Genomic DNA, 17,985 nt, shown 5'->3' with positions numbered 1-17,985 from the left:
TCAGGCCGGGTTCAGAAACGAGGGCTCCTCCGGCTCGGGCACCTCGTAGTCCCGCTCCCAGCCCTCGCACTCGAGCTTCAGCGACTGTATGGCCACCGCGTTGGCGTTGGCGTCCAGCTCGCCCAGGACCTGGTACTCGCTGGGCCAGGTCCGGTACAGCTTGTGCGAGACGGCGACCTGGCCGGCCTCGTTGAGGACCTGGATGACGATGTCCTTGCGGAAGTCGGCGAGGGACACCTCGGAGCCGAGACCGGCTCCGACCTGCCAGACCTTGTTGGCCCAGCGGTCGAACTCGGGGTCGTGGGTGACCCCGCGCTCCAGGGTGATGCCCTCGAACTCCGAGCGGCCCGGCGACTTGCGCGGCGAGGAGGGGTCGCCGCCGTGCCGGTGCTTGACGACCTCGGTGGTCCGCTTCAGGGGACTGATCTTGCTGATGCCCGCGACCGTACGACCGTCCCACAGGACCAGGAACTTGAAGTTCTTGTACGGGTCAAAACGATGGGCGTTGACCGTGAACTCAGCCATCGAAATTCCTCGGTATTCCTACGAGCGCGATCAGAGCGCGAACTGCCCGGACGTCTGCTGGATTTTGACGATCACGAACTCGGCCGGCCGCACGGGCGCGATGCCCACCAGCACGTTCACGACGCCATTGGCCACGTCCTCGTCGGTGGTGGTCTCGTGGTCGCACTTGACGAAGTAGGCCTCGCGCGGCGTGCTGCCCTTGAACGCGCCCTGGCGGAAGAGCGTGTGCAGATACGAGGAGGCGCTCAGCCGGATCTGCTGCCACAGCGATTCGTCATTGGGCTCGAACACGACCCACTGCAGGCCGCGTTGCAGGCTCTCCTCCACATGCAGCGCGAGCCGGCGCACGGGCACGTACTTCCACTCGCTGTCGAGCGCGTCGGAGCCGGCGAGCGTGCGCGCGCCCCACACCAGCGGGCCGGTCAGCGGGAAGGTACGCAGGCAGTTGACGCCGAGCGGGTTGAGCAGCCCCGTCTCCCGGTCGGTCAGCTCGACGGTGAGCGAGTGGACGCCCGCGAGCCGCGCCTCGGTGCCGGCCGGGGCCTTCCACACGCCGCGCTCGGAGTCGGTGCGGGCGAAGACGGCGGCGACCGCGCCGGACGGCGGGAAGGAGCGCAGCCGCCCGGTGAGCGGGTCGGTGAGCTGGAGGTGCGGGAAGTACAGGCCGGCGTGGTCGCCGCGCACGGCGTCGAAGGCGGCGAGCCCGGCGCGGGCCGTGTCCACACTGACCCAGGTGCTCGGGGCGTCGACGAGCAGGAAGATCCGCCGCTCCTGGCACAGCCGCTGGGCCGCCGAGACGACGGTGAGCATGTCCTCGGTCTTCTCGTACGAGGCCAGCTCGGGCAGCGCCAGCAGGTTGACGTCGGCGACGCCACGCAGGGCCTGGATGCCGGTCTTGTCGGCCTCGGAGCCGATGAGGTCGCGCGGTCCGGGCGCCTCGCCGTCCTCGCCGCCTTCCAGCGGGAACACCGGCGGGTTGACGGAGGCCTCCAGGCCCAGGTCGTTGGCGCACTCGCCGAGGAAGCGGACGACGTCCTCGGGGTCGGTGGAACCGGCGACGACCTGGATGCGCCGGCCGAAGGCGGTCACCTCGGCGCCGGCGAAGGCGTGCTTGCCGGGCGCGTCGGGCAGGGCGCGCAGCTTGCGCTCGAGGAGCAGCGCCAACTCGGCGACGCTGCACGGGGCTTCGCCGTCGCAGTCGGGGTCGTAGAGCCGGAACTCGCGCTCCACGTCGCCGATCTTGACGGTGAGGTCGACCTCCAGGTTCGGCAGCTCGTCCCCGAACGGCTTGGAGACGGTGCCGGACGGGTCGGGGCGGCCCTCGCCGACGGCCTCGACGCGGATGAGGCGCGAGCCGGCGTTGATCACGGTGGGCGCGTAGCGGCCGTGTCCGGCGTCCATGGACAGGCCGGTGAAGCTCTCGCGGGCGTCGCCCTTGGCGTCGTACACCCGCAGGTTGAAGGTCTCGTCGGGGTGGGGCGTGTCGTAGTCGACTGCGACACGCAGGCCGTTGCCCCAGACGCCGGGTTCCTTGGCGTGGACCTCGAGAACGCGGCTCTCGCTGTGGCCCTCGGTGGACTCCAGGACGACGCAGGCAGCCTTGCCGCTGCCGGCCTTGGCGACCCGGACGATCACGGCGACGCTGCCGCCGCCCGCGAAGAACTGATGCACCGCGTAGGCGACGGCGCTCTGCGAGCCGAGCCCTCCGAAGCGGCGCTCGAACTCGGCGAAACCGGTGACGCGCACCGGTTCGTTGAGCGGACCACGCCGGGTGTGACCGACGAACGCGGTCACCGACGTGGTCACGGCGGAGATGGTGCGGCTGCTGCTGGGAAGCTCTTCGACGTAGACGCCTGGATACGTCGGCCGGGCGGCGCTCACTGCATTCGTCGGCATTCCCCCTCCAATCCCTGTCTCGGGCACCGGACGAAGGCACCAAGAGATGACAGAGGAAGACTTTCCGGACCGGTGCGCCAGAACGCCACCCACACGGGCGACGGTGATCACGCGTACCGCATCAGTTCCCCCGTCAGCACCCCGGGCGGTCGGTCGCCCGGCCCAAGCGCACGCTTGTGACTCCTGATGCTCGAGTGCTCAACCCACCTTGGAGAGTGGGGTGTTGCTCTAGCAAGGCGTGTTCACGCCAGCCCTGGGGGAGGTTCGATGAAGGGTGGCGAACATGACTCGCACACGATGTGCGCGTGTCGGGGCGGATGATCCACCACTTCTGCACAGGCTGTGTTGCAGCAGAATGGAGCGCATGTCCCGACACCCCGCCCGGCCCCGCCGGCCACACCCCTCCACCCCTTCGCACAACCCTTCGTGCCCTTGCGGTCTTGCGGAGACATACGAGATGTGCTGTGGCCGATTTCATCGGGGTGAGGCCTCGGCGCCGACGGCCGAGGCGCTCATGCGGTCGCGCTACAGCGCTTTCGTGAAGCGGGACGAGGCGTATCTGCTGCGGACCTGGCATCCGCGGACGCGACCGCCGCGGGTCGAGTTCGATCCCGGTATGCGGTGGACCGGCCTGGAGATCCTCGACACCGGCGAGGGGACCGCGTTCCACACGACCGGGACCGTGACCTTCCGGGCGTCGTTCAAGGGCGGTGCGCTGCACGAGCGGAGCCGGTTCGAGCGGGTCGACGGGGCGTGGGTGTACGTCGACGGGGAGTTCCTCGAGTCAACTACCCGGTACTAAAGCGCCAGGCTTGCACAACGGGCATCACTGGCGGTGATGCTGCGTTTGCGTCCAGCCCCACCCCGGCGCGTGCGCTCCGGAGGTGAGGTAGGGGCCGTTGACTGGGCCCCCCGTCGCCACAACTCCCACGCGCGGGCGCGGATGTTGCGGGAGCCTCCCCCACTCTCGGCTTCGCTCGAGCGGGAGGTACCCCCATCGGTCCGCGTGCGCAACGACGCCGCAGTTCCGGCACGCGAACCAGGCCTGGGAGACCCGGTTCGCCTTGTCCACGTGGCCGCACTCGGCGCAGGTGCGCGAGGTGTACGCCGGATCGACGTGCACCACCGGCACCCCGGCCCGGCGGGCCTTGTACGCGATGAACCCTCCGAGCTGGGCGAAGGACCAGCTGGTGTGGGCGGCCCGTTGGGTTTGCGAAGCCGTACCCGTTCGCGGATGCCCGTCAGGTCCTCCAGGGCGATCCCGCGACCGGTGCGTTCTGCCTCGGCCACCACATGTTTCGCGATCTTGTGGTTGATGTCCTTCGCCCGCCGCGCCTCCTTGCGCCGCCGCTTCTTCAAGCGGCGCCTGGCGGACGGGGTGTTCTTCTTCTGCAGCTTGGTGCGCAGCGTGCGTTCCCGCAGCCGCGTGCGGTTCAGCTCCCGCCCGGCCATGATCTCGCCGTCGGAGGTGGTGGCGATGTTCACGATGCCCAGGTCGATACCGAGGAAGTCCGCCGGATCGGTGTTGGGCTCGGCCTCGGGGACCTCGCAGGTGGCCAGCAGGAACCACATGCCGTCCCGGCGCACCAGGTCCGACTCTCCCCGCCGGTGCAGGGCCAGGGTGGCCAGCTGCTCTCTGGAGGCGGTGAACGCCACGTCCTTCATCCGTCCCGACACGGTCCAGATCGAGATCCGTCGTTCGGCGATCTACCAGGACAGCATCCGGTCGTCGTAGGGCTGTGCCCCGTCCGGTCGGAAGGCGATCGGTTTCCCGGTGGCCCTGCGGTGCCGCTTCGAGCCGGGTTTGCCGAGGTTCCCGGCCTTCAGGTTCGCCGTCAGCGTCGCGTAGGCGTCACAGGTCTTCTTGATCACATGCTGGGCGGCCTGGGCTCCCAGGCTCCACCGCGCCTTCACCTCGTCATAGATGAGCTTGCGCAGCGCGAAGTTCTTCTTCACACCCTTTTCGAAGGCCACCTCACTGGCCCAAGTGGCCGCTTGGTTGCAGGCGTGCAGAGTCGCCTCAAGTGCCGCCGCCTGCAAGGGCGTCGGCAGCAGCTTCACCTGCACCACGAGCTTCACACCCGCGACGCTAGCCGGAACTCCCAGGTCTCACATTCGAACACAGGAAATTCCCCCGTAATCCCGGACCGCCTTCCCGGCGCTCCGCGCCGGATGCCACCGCGGTGCTCCGCACCGCTCACCCCAGGATGCGATTCCTCCCGGGCGTGAACGCCCGGGTACTTCAACCAGGACACCGCCGGTGTCCCCGACACCAACGAAACGGGCGACGGCTTCGGCTGCGAGGTGAAGCTGACCGACGTCACCGGTGACGGCAGGGCCGACCTGACGGTGGGCGATTGCTGGGAGAACACCAACGGCGCGGCGTTCTACCTGCCGTCCAACGGTACGAAGATCACCCTCGGCGACCGGGAGATCTTCGCCTCCTCGGTGGGCGTGGACTCCGAGGGCTACCCCAACTTCGGCGCCAACGCGGCGAACTGAAAAACACCCGGGCCGGGGCGGTTGCCCGGGCCCGGGTTGGTGGTTCGCCTGTTTGCGACTGTCCCGGAGACAGCCTCTATATGACCAGGGACAACAGCAGCACCAGCGCACCCGCGACCACCGAGATGATCGTCTCCATGATCGACCAGGTCTTGATCGTCTGGCCGACGTTCAGCCCGAAGTACTCCTTCACCAGCCAGAAGCCGGCGTCGTTGACATGGCTGAAGAAGAGCGAACCGGCGCCGATGGCCAGGACCAGCAGGGCGGCGTGCGTGGTGGACATGTCGGCCGCGAGCGGGGCGACCAGTCCGGCCGCCGAGATGGTCGCGACGGTTGCCGAACCGGTCGCCAGCCGGATCGCCACCGCGATCAGCCAGGCCAGCAGCAGGGCCGGGATCGACCAGTCCTCGGAGATGTCCAGGACCATCTGGCCCACGCCGGAGTCGATCAGCGTCTGCTTGAAGCCGCCGCCTGCGCCGACGATCAGCAGGATGCCCGCGATGGGCGCGAGGCCCTTCTCGACGATCGACGAGATCCGCTCCTTGGAGAACCCGGCGGGGCGGCCCAGCGTGAAGATGCCGACGAGCACGGCGGCGAGCAGGGCGATCAGCGGGGAGCCGGCCACGTCGAAGACGCGCTGCACGGTGTTCTCGGGGTCGTCGATGATGATGTCGACGAGGGCCTTGGAGAGCATCAGCACGACCGGCAGCAGGATGGTCGCCAGCGTGGCGCCGAAGCTGGGCCGCTTCTCCAGTTCCTCGGACGCCCGCTGCGGGATCATCCGGTCGGGGGCCGGGACGTCCACCCAGCGGGCGGCGTACTTCGAGAACACCGGACCGGCGATGATCACCGTCGGGATCGCGACGAGCACGCCGAGCGCCAGGGTCACACCGAGGTTGGCGCCCACCGCGTCGATCGCGACCAGCGGACCGGGGTGCGGCGGGACCAGGCCGTGCATGACCGACAGACCCGCGAGCGCCGGGATGCCGATGCGCATCAGGGAGTAGTTGCCGCGCTTGGCGACCATCAGCACGACCGGGATCAGCAGTACGACGCCGACCTCGAAGAACAGCGGCAGACCGATCACGGAGGCGATGAGGACCATCGCCCACGGCATCGAACGGCCGTTCGCCTTGGCGAGGATCGTGTCGACGATCTGGTCGGCGCCGCCGGAGTCGGCGAGCATCTTGCCGAGGATCGCACCGAGGGCGATCAGCACACCCACGCCGGCGACCGTGGAGCCGAGGCCGGTGGTGAAGCTGGTGATGGCCTTGTCGAGCGGTGCCCCGGCGAAGGCGCCGAGCGCCAGCGACCCGATGGTCAGCGCCAGGAAGGCGTGAAGCTTGAACTTGGTGATCAGCAGGACGATGAGCGCGATACCCGCCAGTACGGCGATGCCCAGCTGGGCGTGGCCGGCCGAGGTGATCGGCTCGACGGTGTCCGCTGCCAGCATCTCGACGCTGAGTCTGGTCACGGGGGTTCCCTTGTCGGTGGAGGAGATGGGGAGGGGAGGGGAGGGGGTGATGCGGGAGTTCTACGAGGTCTGCGAGGCCGTCTGATCCAGCCCGTCCAGCGCGGCCAGGGCGCGCGCGGTGATCTCCTCGGGCGTGCCGGAGACGTCGACGGCGACTCCGGTCTCGTCCGGCTGGAGCGGCTGAAGCGTGGCGAACTGCGAGTCCAGCAGGGCCGTCGGCATGAAGTGACCCTGCCGGTGCACCATCCGGTCCTCGATGAGGGCCCGGTCACCGGTGAGGTGCACGAACACGACGTCGGGGGCCGCGGCCCTGAGCCGGTCGCGGTACGACCGCTTCAGCGCCGAACTGCTGACCACCCCGCCCAGTCCGGCCCGCTCGTGCGCCCAGGCGCCGATGGCGTCCAGCCAGGGCCACCTGTCGTTGTCGTCGAGCGGGGTACCGGCCGACATCTTGGCGATGTTGGCCTGCGGGTGGAAGTCGTCGCCCTCGGCATAGGGGACGCCGAGCCGGGCGGCGAGCAGCGGACCGATCGTGGTCTTGCCCGTTCCGGCGACGCCCATCACCACGACGACGTGGGGGGTACGCATGTCTGCCTCGCTGTCTTCCTCGACATACGACGTCGCATCCGACGTCGGCCAAATGAAACCTTTTAGGTACGACGAATTCAAGAGCCTGTGACAAATAAGTCTGACTTTTTGTTCCCGTGACCCGGCACGTACGCTGAGTGCATGAGCACACCGGGCCGGGGGCTGCACGGCCAAGTACTGGACACCCTCGGCCCCGAGATCACCGCGGGTGAGTACCCGCCGGGCAGCGTTCTGCGCACCGACGAGCTGGCCCAGCGCTTCGACGTGTCGCGCTCCGTGATGCGCGAGGCGGTCCGCGTGCTCGAGTCCATGCACCTGGTCGAGTCCCGCCGCCGGGTGGGCGTGACAGTCCGCCCCAGGTCGGAGTGGAACGTCTACGACCCGCAGGTCATCCGCTGGCGACTGGCCGGCGCCGACCGGCCCCACCAGCTGCGCTCGCTCACGGTGCTGCGCTCGGCGGTCGAACCGGTCGCCGCGGGGCTCGCCGCCAGGAACGCCACCGCCGAGCAGTGCAAGGAGCTCACCGAGTGCGCCCTGGGCATGGTCGCGCACTCACGCGGTCACCAGCTGGAGGGCTACCTCTTCCACGACATCGCCTTCCACCGGGTGATCCTCAACGCCTCCGGCAACGAGATGTTCGCCCGCCTGGGCGATGTCGTCGCCGAGGTGCTGACCGGTCGTACCCAGCACGACGTGATGTTCGAGGATCCCGACCCGGCCGCCGTCACCCTGCACGTCAAGCTCGCGGAGGCGGTCCGGGAGCGCGACGCCGCCCGCGCGGAGGAGCTGACCCGGGAGATCGCGGTGGGCGCGCTTCAGGAGCTGGACATCCTGGCGCCCTGACGGCCGCTCTTCAGCGTCGCCAGAGCGGATGCTCCCGCTCCGCCCACTCCCCGCTCACCGACCCGGTCCGCATCCCCCGCCGGGCCTCCGGATCCGCCAGCGCCATGCCGATGTGCCCGGCGAGGACGATGCCGATGGTGAGGGCCAGCCAGTCGTGGACGAAGGTCGCGCTGGTGCGCCACACCAGCGGGGTGAGGTGGGTGAACCACATGATCAGGCCGGTGCCGAGCATCACCAGCGTCGCCCCGGCGATCCAGGCCGCGTAGATCTTCTGCCCGGCGTTGAACTTCCCCGCCGGACGTGCCTCACGCCGCTTGTCCCGGCGCAGGGCGGCGCGCAGCCAGACCCGGTCGTGCGGGCCGAAGCGGTTCAGCAGCCGCAGGTCACCGCGGAAGGCGCGGGAGGCGAGGCCGGCCAGCACGGGCACGGGCAGGGCGAGCCCCGCCCACTCGTGGACGGTGACGACCAGGGCACGGCGGCCGACCAGCTCAGCAAGCTCGGGGATGTACAGACAGGCCGCCGTCAGCACGCACACGCCCATCAGCGCGGCCGTCGTGCGGTGCACCCACCGTTCGGCCCTGCTGAACCGGCGGACCTGAGTCGCGGTGGCGGGGGCGTCAGCTCGTAGGCTCATCGTCCCGTCCGTTCGAACGGCCCACCCAGGCGTCGATGTCGTAGCCCCGCTTCTCCCAGTAGCCCGGCTGCACGTCCTCGGTGACGGTGATGCCGGAGAGCCACTTGGCGGACTTGTAGAAGTACATGGGGGCGACGTAGAGGCGTACGGGTCCGCCGTGGGCGTGGCTGAGATCCTCGTCCTGCATGCGCAGGGCCACCAGGACGTCGGCGCGGCGGGCCTGGTCGAGGGTGAGGCTCTCGGAGTAGGTGCCGTCGAAGCAGGTGAAGCGCACCGCCCCGGCCGACGGGCGCACTCCCGCGGCGTCCAGGAGCCGGGACAGGCGCACCCCCTCGAACGGCGTGCCCGGGACCCGCCACCCGGTGACGCACTGCACGTCGCGCACCATCCGGGTCTGCGGCAGGGCGCGCAGGTCGGCCAGCGTGTAGGTGCGCGGTCGGTCCACCAGTCCGTCGACGGTGAGGCGGTAGGTCGTGGCGTTCTTGTGCGGTACGGAGGAGGCGACGGAGTAGTAGCGGAAGCCGCCGCCGTTGGGCAACAGGCCGGTCAGGCCGGTGGGGTCCTTGTCCGCGGCGCTGCCGAGGAAGGACTCCAGTCCGCGCTGCAGGGTGGGCGCGGCGCCCACGCCGAGGGCGCCCAGGCCGAGGGTGCCGAGCAGGACGCGACGGCCGATCGGCCGCCCCTCCTGCTCGGGTTGTCCGGTATTCACTCGGCCATTCGAGCACCCGTGACCCCGGCGCGGCCAGGGGGGCGCGGACGCCCGTCAGGATTCCGTAACCACCGCTCAACCACCGCTGCCGAACCCATCGCTCCCGCCCTGCTTGGATGGCCCCATGAGCGCTGCTGACGAGATCCTCGACATCGTCGACGAACACGACCGCGTCGTCGGGCAGGCCCCGCGCGGGGAGGCGTACGCGCAGGGCCTGCGCCACCGGTGCGTGTTCATCCAGGCCCGGGACGCGGCGGGCCGGATCTTCGTCCACCGCCGCACGCCGACCAAGCTCGTCTTCCCCTCCTTGTACGACATGTTCGTCGGCGGCGTCGTCGGCGCGGGCGAGGCCTACGACGACGCGGCGCTGCGCGAGGCCGAGGAGGAACTCGGCGTCACCGGGCTCCCCCGTCCCGCGTACCTGTTCAAGTTCCTGTACGACAACGGCGCCGGCCACAGCTGGTGGTCCGCCGTCTACGAGGTGCGCTGTGAGCTGCCGGTCCAGCCGCAGGCGGAGGAGGTCGCCTGGCACGACTTCCTGCCCGAGCAGGAGATCGAGCGGCGTCTCGCGGAATGGCAGTGGGTTCCGGACGGCCTGGCGGCCTATGCGCGCCTGAGCGCCTACCGGTCGGCGGGCTGATCCACCCGCGAACCCCGATAGGGTCGTGCACGTGATCGAACTCGTACGGAACGTCCGGCTGTGGTTCGCACCCCAGCGGATCCGGGCGGAGGGCGTCACGCCCGACTACCGGTTCTCGCTGGCGAACGAGCGCACGTTCCTGGCCTGGTTGCGCACCGCGCTCGCGCTGATCGGCGGCGGGTTCGCGGTGGACCAGTTCCTGCCGGACCTGAGCCGGGGCTGGCGGGTCGGGCTTGCGCTCGCGCTGCTTGCGGCGGGCGTGCTGTGCTCCCTGCGGGCGGTCAATCACTGGATGCGCTGCGAGCGCGCCATGCGCCGGGGCGAGGACCTGCCGGTGTCGCGGTTCCCGGCGCTGCTGAGCCTGGTCGTCGCGGTGGTGGCCGTCGCGATGGTCGTCGTCGTGCTGGTCGGGTGGGAGGGGTGAGCGCCGTTGCCGCCCCGGAGCGGGATCCGGGACTGCAGCCGGAGCGGACCCGGCTCGCCTGGCGGCGCACCACGCTGTCGGGCACCGTCGCCGCCGTGCTCGCCGTGCGGACCGCACTGCACGGCGGGGCGTCGGCCCCCCGGCTCGTCGTCGGTGCCCTGTGCTGTGCCCTCTGGCTGGGCTTCCTGCTGGTCGCCCACCGCCGGATCCACGCGCTCGCGGCGACCGACCGCCCCGCGGCCCTCACACCCCGGTACGCCACGGCCGCGGCCCTGTGCACGGTCGCCCTGGCCGCCTGCGCCTCGGCACTCGTCCTCTAGCCAGGGCCTGTCCGCCGGGCAAGTCAGCCGCGGGTGGGGTACTCGGGCGCCACGCATGCCGGATGCCCGGATATGTTCCGTTCGCGTGGCAGCCTGTCCGTCGTCATCACCCGCACCCGAAGGTGAGCGCCATGACCACCCTGCACCAGGAACACACCTCCCACATGCACACCCACGGTCCCGCCTGCGGGCACGCCGAGGTGCCGCACGGCGACCACATCGACTACGCGCACGACGGCCATCTGCACCGCGCCCACGACGGCCACTGGGACGAGTGCGAGCCCGCCGCGCACACCGCCCACGAGGGGCACGACCACCGGCACGGCGAGGACTGCGGCCACATGCGGGTCCAGCACGGCGACCACGTCGACTACCTCCACGACGGCCACCGGCACGCCGCGCACGACGATCACTGGGACGACCACTGAGGTCCTGACACCCCGGCACTGGCCGACAATCACCCCTCGACAGCTCCCCGCCGACACGCGCGGGGAGCTGTCGGCCTATCGTGGCTCCGATCACGTTCGGGCGACCCTCTGGACTACATACCGACCGGTCGGCATCATAAGTCGGGTCCTGTTCACACGTCCGTAGGAGCGACGATGGTTGCCGACCACCCGCCAGGCCTCGATCCCGACCGGCTGCGCGGCCTGCTCGACCGTGAGCGGCCCGGCCTGGTGCACGGCCCGCTGACCGGCCGTCTGATCGAAGGCGGACGGTCGAACCTCACGTACATCGTCTCCGACGGCGTGTCGCAGTGGGTCGTACGACGGCCGCCGCTCGGTCATGTCCTGGCCACCGCGCACGACATGAAGCGCGAACACCGGGTGATCAGTGCCCTGTCCCAGACGAAGGTGCCGGTGCCGCGTCCGGTGCTGCTGTGCGAGGACGAGGAGGTGCTCGGGGCGCCGTTCTACGTCATGGAGTTCGTGCCCGGCACCCCGTACCGCACCGCCCAGCAGCTCGCCCCGCTCGGCCCGGAGCGCACCCGGGGCGCGGTGCTGTCGCTGGTGGACACGCTCGTCGACCTGCACGCGGTCGACCCCGACGAGGTCGGGCTCGCCGACTTCGGCCGGCCCGAGGGCTTCCTGGACCGGCAACTGCGCCGCTGGGGCAAGCAGCTGGACGCCTCCCGCAACCGCGACCTGGCCGGCATCGACGAGCTGCACACCGCCCTCGGCCGGGAGCTGCCCCACTCCCCCGCGCCGGCCGTCGTACACGGCGACTACCGGCTGGACAACGTCCTGATCGGCGAGAACGACCGGATCACGGCGGTGCTGGACTGGGAGATGTCCACGCTCGGAGATCCGCTGACCGACCTGGGCCTGCTCGTGATGTACAGCATGCCGCTGGGCATGTCCGACTCGCCCGTCTCCACCACCGCCGAGGCCCCCGGGCACCCGGATCCGGCCGAGATCGTCGAGCGGTACGCCGCCCGCTCCGGGCGCGATGTCTCGGCGATCTCCTGGTACACGGCGTTCGCCTGGTTCAAGCTCGCCGTGATCCTGGAGGGCATCCACTACCGCTACACCCTCGGCCAGACCGTCGGGCGCGGCTTCGACCGCATCGGCGACCTGGTTCCCGTCTTCATCGAGCACGGCCTGACCACCCTTCAGGAAGGCTGATCCGCCATGGACTTCGCGTTCGACGCGCGCACCGAGGAACTGCGCGCCAAGCTGCTGGCCTTCATGGACGAGTACGTGTATCCGGCCGAGCAGGTCGCCCACGAGCAGCGCGAGCGGCTCGCATCGCCGTGGGACACCCCGCCGATCGTCGAGGAGCTGAAGGCCGAGGCGCGCCGCCAGGGCCTGTGGAACCTCTTCCTGCCCGACGCCGAGTACGGCGCCGGGCTGACCAACCTCCAGTACGCCCCGCTCGCCGAGATCACCGGCCGCTCCCCCCAGCTCGCGCCGACCGCGACGAACTGCGCCGCGCCGGACACCGGGAACATGGAGGTGCTCGCGCAGTTCGGTGACGAGCAGCAGAAGAAGCAGTGGCTCCAGCCGCTGCTCGCCGGTGAGATCCGGTCGGCGTTCGCGATGACCGAGCCGGAGGTGGCCTCCTCGGACGCCACCAACATCACCACGCACATCGAGCGGGACGGCGACGAGTACGTCATCACCGGCCGCAAGTGGTACATCTCCGGGGCGATGAACCCGGACTGCAGGATCTTCATCGTGATGGGCAAGACGGACCCCGACGGGGCGGACATCCGCCGCCAGCAGTCCATGGTCCTGGTCCCGCGCGACACACCCGGCGTGACCGTCAAGCGCGCCATGCAGGTCTTCGGCTACGAGGACCACTACCACGGCGGCCACGCCGAGGTGGTCTTCGACCACGCGCGCGTGCCGGTGTCGAACCTGATCGGCGAGGAGGGCGGCGGCTTCGCCATCGCCCAGGCCCGGCTCGGTCCCGGCCGGATCCACCACTGCATGCGGCTGATCGGCATGGCCGAGCGGGCGATCGAGCTGATGTGCCGACGGGCCGTCTCCCGCACGGCCTTCGGCAAGCCGCTGGCCCAGCAGGGTGTGGTCCACAACTGGATCGCGGACGCGCGGGTCGCCGTGGAGCAGCTGCGCCTGCTGGTGCTGAAGACGGCCTGGATGATGGACACGGTCGGCAACCGGGGCGCCCACACGGAGATCCAGGCCATCAAGATCGCCACGCCCCGCACGGTCGTCGACATCCTCGACAAGGCGATCCAGCTGCACGGTGCGGGCGGTGTGAGCCAGGACTTCCCGCTGGCCGAGCTGTACGCCGGCGCACGGACGCTGATGATCGCCGACGGCCCCGACGAGGTGCACCAGCGGTCGCTGGCGCGGCGGGAGCTGAAGAAATACCTGTGAGCGCATGAGTAAGGGGCGGCCTCATGGAGACCGCCCCTTACTTCCAGGTTCAGGGCCGCAGCGCACGCAGCAGCAGATCCGCCAGCTGGTCGGCGACCTCCTGCGGGCTGAGCGGGCCGTCGGGCCGGTACCAGGTCGACAGATGGTGCACGGACCCGAAGTGGTAGTCCACCACCAGGTCCGCCGGGGTCTCCTTGGAGAAGACGCCCGCCTCCTGGCCCTCCTCGATCAGTGCACGGAAGCGTTCGTGGTAGCGCCGGCGCTCCGCGCGCACCTGCTTGTTCTTCTCCGGGCTCAGGTGATGCATGGAGCGGAAGAAGATCATGGCGTCGTCGAGGTTCTCGATCGTCGTGACCACGACGTCGGCCGCCGCGGCCCGCAGCCGCTTCTCGACTGGCTCGTCGGCGTCCGCGAAGGCGTCGAGACGCTCCTGCTGGACCCGCAGCACGCGCGCGTACACCTCGTGCAGAAGGTCGTCCTTGGAGCCGAAGTAGTGGTACAGCGCCCCCTTGGTGACGCCGGCCGCCTCGACGATCTCCTGCACCGAGGTGCGGTCGTAACCCCGCTCCGCGAAGAGCCGGGTGGCGGCGGCCAGCAGCCGCTGCGGCACAGGAGTCCCGTCTCCGTCCGTCGTCCTGGGCACTGCCGCCACCTGCCTTCCGTGATGTCCTACTGACTTTCGTGCGAACGGGAACGCAATTCCCGACGGAGGATCTTCCCACTCGCCGTCTTCGGCAAGTCGGGCAGGATCTCCACCTGCCGCGGGTACTTGTAAGCGGCCAGTCTCTCCTTGCAGTACGCGGCGAGCGCATCCGGGTCCGGATCGGCCCCCGGGCGGAGGCTGATGTAGGCCTTGACCGTCTCGCCGCGGTACCCGTCGGGGACGCCGACGACGGCCGCCTCGCGTACCGCCGGGTGGGTGTAGAGCACGTCCTCGACCTCGCGCGGCCACACCTTGAAGCCGGACGCGTTGATCATGTCCTTCTTGCGGTCGACGACATACAGCCAGCCCTCGGCGTCCATGAACCCGATGTCCCCGGTGCGCAGCTCGCCGTCGGGGAAGGTCTCGGCGGTGGCGTCGGGACGCCGCCAGTAGCCGGGCACGACCTGGGGCCCACGGACGACGATCTCACCCTGCTCCCCGAACGGCATCTCCGCCCCCTGGTCGTCGACGATGCGTACGACGGTGTCCGGCCCCGGCACGCCCACGGCCAGCGTCCCCGACGCCGGGTCGACGGGCGCCTCCCGGCCGGGCGGGACGGAGGCACAGGGGGCGGTGCACTCGGTGAGCCCGTAGCCGTTGCGGATGTACGGGCCGAAGCCGGCGCGGAACTTCTCCACCAGGGCGGGCGGCAGCGGTGCGCCGCCGGAGGAGATGATCCGGAAGGACGAGAAGTGGTCCGGGGTGACGGACGGGTGGGCGGCCAGCGCCATGAAGGCGGTGGACGGGCCGACCGTGTAGTGCGGCCGGTGCGCGGCGAACGCGTCGAGTACGACGCCCGCCTCGAACCGGTACGCCAGCACCAGCGTGCCCGCGCTGTTGAGACAGGCGCCGAACTGGCACACCATGCCGGTGATGTGGAACAGCGGCGCCATCGCGAAGTAGACCGGCGCCTCGGGCAGCCCGAGGCCGGTCCGCTGGCGCTCGGCGTTGTACATGATGTTGCCGTGGGTGTTGGTGGCGCCCTTGGGGGTGCCGCTGGTGCCCGAGGTGTAGCTGATCAGCGCGATGTCGTCCGGGCCCGGCTCGCGGCCGTCCGGCGCCTTGTGCCCCTGCCGGGCGACGGCCGTGAGGTCGTCGGCGTCCGGGGCCTGCGGCAGCCGCTCGAAGCCCAGCACGCGCGCGTCGTGCCGGGTTTGGAAGTCCAACTCACAGGCGGTGAGCACGATCCGCACCGGCGAGTCCGCCGCCGTGTCGCGCAGATACGACTCCCAGGCCCGGTCGGAGCAGATCAGCGCGGCCACCTCGCCGTCCCGCAGGACATGGCCGACCTCTCCCGACTTGTACATGGGGTTGACCGGCACGACGACCGCGCCCGCCTTCCAGGCGCCGAGCACGGCGAGGACGAAGTGCGGCGAGTTCTGCAACAGGACGGCGACCCGGTCGCCGCGCTCCAGACCGCGCGCGGCGAGGTGCCCGGCGACGGAATCGGTGAGCTCGTCGACGTCGCGGTACGTCAGGCGCCCGTCGAAGTAGGCGAGGAACGTACGGTCCGGCGCTTCGCCCATGACCCGGCGCAGGGCGTGCACCAGGGAGTCGGCGGGGTCGATCGGGGCGCGCTGGGCGTCGTCGAGCAGGTCCAGCCAGGGTTTGGCCTCGTACCTGGAGCCGGTCACCGGGCCGCCTCCCACTTCTGCTGGATGTGGTTCATGTTGGTCAGCCAGCGGTCCGGGTCGGTGGCCCGGGCCTGGTAGTACCCGGCGACCTCGGGGTGCGGCAGGATCAGGAAGCGGTCCTCCTCGATGCCCTTGAAGAGGGCGTCCGCCACGTCCTCGGGCTCGATCGCGGTGGGCACCAGCACCAGGTCGCCCGCGCTGCCGGTACCGGCCAGCATGTCGGTGCGCACGCCCTGCGGGCAGATCGCGTGGACCTTCAGGCCCCGGTGGCGGTAGGTCAGGGACAGCCACTCGGCGAAGGCGTAGGCGCCGTGCTTGGTGACGGCGTAGGGCGCGGCGCCGATCATGGTGAGCAGCCCGGCGGCGGAGACGGTGGACACGAAACGCCCGCTGCCGCGCTCCAGCCAGTCCGGCAGCAGCGCCTGCGCTGCACGGACGTGAGCCATCACGTTGACGTCCCAGGCGAGCGCCCAGACGTCCTCGCCGGCCGCCTCGGAACCGCCGGAGGCGACGCCGGCGTTGGCGCAGTAGACGTCGACCGTGCCACCGAGCGCGTCCCGCGCCGCGCCGACGATCGCGGAGGCGTCGCCGGGGACGGCGATCCCGCCGATCTCCTCGGCCACCGCCTCGGCCTTGCCGGCATCCAGGTCGTTGACGACGACACGCGCCCCTTCGGCGGCGAACCGACGGGCCAGCGCGGCCCCGATCCCGCCCCCGGCTCCGGTGACGACGACTCCCGCACCTTGCACGGCTTCCACCATCGGTCTCCTTCGACTGACACGCCTGCAACTCTGCCGCGCCAGACTAACCGGTCGGTATGTGATAAAGGAAGGGTGACTGCAATTACTCAGGGGCGCGGGGCTGTGTCGATATGCGGCTCCGCCGCGTGGGCGCGACAAGCCACCCACAACCCGCACCTTCCGCACCACCCGCGGAAGCGCTTAGCGTGCCATGCCACGGTCAACCGGTCACGGAGGTCACTCATGCACCTGTCCAGACGCGGTCTACTCGCAACGGCCACGGCAGCCGCATCGCTGCCGGCGTCCACAGCAGCCGCAGCCGAGCCCGGCAAGGGCCTGCGCACCGGTTTCGAACGCCTCACCGCCGACGGCTACGCCCTCCTCGAAGGCGACCGCGTGGGAATCGTCACCAACCCCACCGGCATCACCCGCGACGTACGCCACATCGTCGACGTCATGCATGCCGACGACCGGGTGAACCTGACCGCCGTCTTCGGCCCCGAGCACGGCTTCCGCGGCACCGCCCAGGCCGGCGGCTCCGAGGGCCGCTACGACGATCCGGCGACCGGGCTGCCGGTGTACGACACGTACCTGAAGAGTGGTCAGCCCCTCGCCGACATCTTCACGGCGTCGGACGTGAACACCGTCGTCTTCGACATCCAGGACGTCGGCGCACGCTTCTACACCTACATCTGGACCCTCTACGACTGCATGGAGGCGGCCAGGCTCGCGGGCAAGCGGTTCGTCGTGCTGGACCGCCCGAACCCGGTGACCGGGCGTTCGGCCGAAGGACCGGTGCTGCACAAGGAGTTCGCGACGTTCGTCGGCCGGCAGCCGATCTCCCAGGCGCACGGGATGACGGTCGCGGAACTGGCGCGGCTGTTCAACGAGGAGTTCCTGACCGCGCCGGTGGAACTGGACACCGTACGGATGACCGGCTGGAAGCGGTCGGAGTTCTACGACGCCACCGGGCTGCCATGGGTGCCGCCGAGCCCCAACATGCCGACGCCCGACACCGCCCTCGTGTACGCGGGAACGTGTCTCTTCGAGGGCACCAACCTCTCCGAGGGGCGCGGCACCACCCGCCCGTTCGAACTGCTCGGCGCGGAGGGCATCGACGGGCACTGGGCCGCCGCAGCGAACGAACTCGCCCTGCCGGGCGTGCACTTCAGGGAGGCGTACTTCGCGCCCACCTTCTCCAAGTTCCAGGGGAAGACCGTCGGAGGCGTGCAGCTCCACGTGCACGACCGGAACGCCTACGACCCGGTGCGCACCGGAGTCGCCCTCCTCGTGACGGCCAGGAAGGTCTGGAGCGGATTCGCCTGGCGCTCCGACAACTGGATCGACAAGCTGACCGGCTCCACCCTCGTCCGCACGATGATCGACGCCGGTGCGAGTGCCGACGAGGTGGTGGCGGGCTGGCAGGAGGAACTGGCGGCGTTCCGGCGGGTACGCAGGGAGTACCTGCTCTATCGCTGAGCGGCGCCGGTCCGGCGCGGCGGGCCGT

General features: G+C 70.3%; 19 protein-coding genes and 1 pseudogene. 10 read left to right on the top strand and 10 right to left on the bottom strand.

What is annotated here, in order from left to right:
* Together ACFVJQ_RS05730 and ACFVJQ_RS05725 are read right to left on the bottom strand one after the other, a co-directional pair.
* Positions 1 to 525, bottom strand: a complete 525-nt coding sequence (locus ACFVJQ_RS05730; protein WP_004003113.1) for a phage tail protein — start codon at positions 523 to 525, stop codon at positions 1 to 3.
* 30 nt (positions 526 to 555) lie between these two features.
* The gene (locus ACFVJQ_RS05725) at positions 556 to 2,421 is read right to left on the bottom strand and encodes a phage tail sheath C-terminal domain-containing protein (RefSeq protein ID WP_385513016.1); all 1,866 of its coding nucleotides are present in this window, start codon (positions 2,419 to 2,421) and stop codon (positions 556 to 558) included.
* A gap of 364 nt (positions 2,422 to 2,785) precedes the next feature.
* Here ACFVJQ_RS05725 and ACFVJQ_RS05720 point away from each other — a divergent pair, with 364 nt between their 5' ends.
* Positions 2,786 to 3,223, top strand: a complete 438-nt coding sequence (locus ACFVJQ_RS05720) for a YchJ family protein (RefSeq protein WP_385781205.1) — start codon at positions 2,786 to 2,788, stop codon at positions 3,221 to 3,223.
* Here the strand turns inward: ACFVJQ_RS05720 and ACFVJQ_RS05715 are convergent.
* Positions 3,220 to 4,500, bottom strand: a pseudogene (locus tag ACFVJQ_RS05715) (RNA-guided endonuclease InsQ/TnpB family protein). The gene ACFVJQ_RS05720 and the pseudogene ACFVJQ_RS05715 sit on opposite strands and share 4 nt — an antisense overlap.
* 225 nt (positions 4,501 to 4,725) lie before the next feature.
* Here ACFVJQ_RS05715 and ACFVJQ_RS05710 point away from each other — a divergent pair.
* Positions 4,726 to 4,923: a hypothetical protein gene (locus ACFVJQ_RS05710; protein WP_385781203.1), complete on the top strand. Its 198-nt coding sequence runs from the start codon at positions 4,726 to 4,728 to the stop codon at positions 4,921 to 4,923.
* Positions 4,924 to 4,999: 76 nt separating this feature from the next.
* On the opposite strand, the gene ACFVJQ_RS05705 is transcribed toward ACFVJQ_RS05710, so the two are convergent.
* Positions 5,000 to 6,397, bottom strand: coding sequence for a GntP family permease (locus ACFVJQ_RS05705; protein ID WP_129797017.1), 1,398 nt, complete (start codon positions 6,395 to 6,397; stop codon positions 5,000 to 5,002).
* A gap of 60 nt (positions 6,398 to 6,457) precedes the next feature.
* Positions 6,458 to 6,985: a gluconokinase gene (locus tag ACFVJQ_RS05700; protein WP_385781200.1), complete on the bottom strand. Its 528-nt coding sequence runs from the start codon at positions 6,983 to 6,985 to the stop codon at positions 6,458 to 6,460.
* A 141-nt stretch (positions 6,986 to 7,126) separates the two neighbouring features.
* Between ACFVJQ_RS05700 and ACFVJQ_RS05695 the strand changes: the two genes are divergently transcribed.
* Positions 7,127 to 7,828, top strand: coding sequence for a FadR/GntR family transcriptional regulator (locus tag ACFVJQ_RS05695; protein ID WP_129797015.1), 702 nt, complete (start codon positions 7,127 to 7,129; stop codon positions 7,826 to 7,828).
* A 10-nt stretch (positions 7,829 to 7,838) separates the two neighbouring features.
* On the opposite strand, the gene ACFVJQ_RS05690 is transcribed toward ACFVJQ_RS05695, so the two are convergent.
* Both ACFVJQ_RS05690 and ACFVJQ_RS05685 read right to left on the bottom strand, forming a co-directional pair.
* Positions 7,839 to 8,462, bottom strand: coding sequence for a cytochrome b/b6 domain-containing protein (locus ACFVJQ_RS05690; protein WP_385781197.1), 624 nt, complete (start codon positions 8,460 to 8,462; stop codon positions 7,839 to 7,841).
* Positions 8,446 to 9,171: a molybdopterin-dependent oxidoreductase gene (locus tag ACFVJQ_RS05685; RefSeq protein ID WP_385781194.1), complete on the bottom strand. Its 726-nt coding sequence runs from the start codon at positions 9,169 to 9,171 to the stop codon at positions 8,446 to 8,448. The genes ACFVJQ_RS05690 and ACFVJQ_RS05685 overlap by 17 nt, the downstream gene beginning before the upstream one ends.
* 124 nt (positions 9,172 to 9,295) lie before the next feature.
* Here ACFVJQ_RS05685 and ACFVJQ_RS05680 point away from each other — a divergent pair, with 124 nt between their 5' ends.
* From ACFVJQ_RS05680 to ACFVJQ_RS05655, 6 genes are all read left to right on the top strand, one after another.
* Entirely contained in the window at positions 9,296 to 9,811 is a 516-nt protein-coding gene (locus ACFVJQ_RS05680) for an NUDIX hydrolase (RefSeq protein WP_224734080.1), read from the top strand.
* A 31-nt stretch (positions 9,812 to 9,842) separates the two neighbouring features.
* Entirely contained in the window at positions 9,843 to 10,235 is a 393-nt protein-coding gene (locus tag ACFVJQ_RS05675; RefSeq protein WP_129797021.1) for a YidH family protein, read from the top strand.
* Positions 10,232 to 10,555 (top strand): DUF202 domain-containing protein, encoded by a 324-nt coding sequence (locus tag ACFVJQ_RS05670; RefSeq protein WP_385513009.1) that lies wholly within the window; start codon positions 10,232 to 10,234, stop codon positions 10,553 to 10,555. Before ACFVJQ_RS05675 ends, ACFVJQ_RS05670 begins: the two co-directional genes overlap by 4 nt.
* Before the next feature lie 131 nt (positions 10,556 to 10,686).
* Positions 10,687 to 10,983, top strand: coding sequence for a hypothetical protein (locus tag ACFVJQ_RS05665; RefSeq protein ID WP_385513008.1), 297 nt, complete (start codon positions 10,687 to 10,689; stop codon positions 10,981 to 10,983).
* A gap of 174 nt (positions 10,984 to 11,157) precedes the next feature.
* The gene (locus tag ACFVJQ_RS05660; protein ID WP_385513007.1) at positions 11,158 to 12,180 is read left to right on the top strand and encodes a phosphotransferase family protein; all 1,023 of its coding nucleotides are present in this window, start codon (positions 11,158 to 11,160) and stop codon (positions 12,178 to 12,180) included.
* Between the two features lie 6 nt (positions 12,181 to 12,186).
* Positions 12,187 to 13,401, top strand: a complete 1,215-nt coding sequence (locus tag ACFVJQ_RS05655) for an acyl-CoA dehydrogenase (protein WP_385513006.1) — start codon at positions 12,187 to 12,189, stop codon at positions 13,399 to 13,401.
* Between the two features lie 49 nt (positions 13,402 to 13,450).
* On the opposite strand, the gene ACFVJQ_RS05650 is transcribed toward ACFVJQ_RS05655, so the two are convergent.
* The 3 genes from ACFVJQ_RS05650 to ACFVJQ_RS05640 are packed head-to-tail and all read right to left on the bottom strand — an operon-like array spanning position 13,451 to position 16,499.
* Positions 13,451 to 14,044 (bottom strand): TetR/AcrR family transcriptional regulator, encoded by a 594-nt coding sequence (locus ACFVJQ_RS05650; RefSeq protein WP_385513005.1) that lies wholly within the window; start codon positions 14,042 to 14,044, stop codon positions 13,451 to 13,453.
* A gap of 26 nt (positions 14,045 to 14,070) precedes the next feature.
* Positions 14,071 to 15,738 (bottom strand): class I adenylate-forming enzyme family protein, encoded by a 1,668-nt coding sequence (locus ACFVJQ_RS05645; RefSeq protein ID WP_385513004.1) that lies wholly within the window; start codon positions 15,736 to 15,738, stop codon positions 14,071 to 14,073.
* A complete protein-coding gene (locus ACFVJQ_RS05640; protein WP_385781187.1) occupies positions 15,735 to 16,499 on the bottom strand; it encodes an SDR family oxidoreductase in 765 nt (254 codons plus the stop codon). Before ACFVJQ_RS05640 ends, ACFVJQ_RS05645 begins: the two co-directional genes overlap by 4 nt.
* 222 nt (positions 16,500 to 16,721) lie before the next feature.
* Here ACFVJQ_RS05640 and ACFVJQ_RS05635 point away from each other — a divergent pair, with 222 nt between their 5' ends.
* Positions 16,722 to 17,957: an exo-beta-N-acetylmuramidase NamZ domain-containing protein gene (locus tag ACFVJQ_RS05635; protein ID WP_385781184.1), complete on the top strand. Its 1,236-nt coding sequence runs from the start codon at positions 16,722 to 16,724 to the stop codon at positions 17,955 to 17,957.
* Positions 17,958 to 17,985: the final 28 nt, after the last annotated feature.

The organism is Streptomyces sp. NPDC127197 (assembly GCF_042672405.1).
Classification (GTDB): Bacteria; Actinomycetota; Actinomycetes; order Streptomycetales; family Streptomycetaceae; genus Streptomyces; species Streptomyces flavusporus.
The sequence above is the reverse complement of the archived record's forward strand: the minus strand, read 5'-3'. Positions and strand labels throughout refer to the sequence as shown.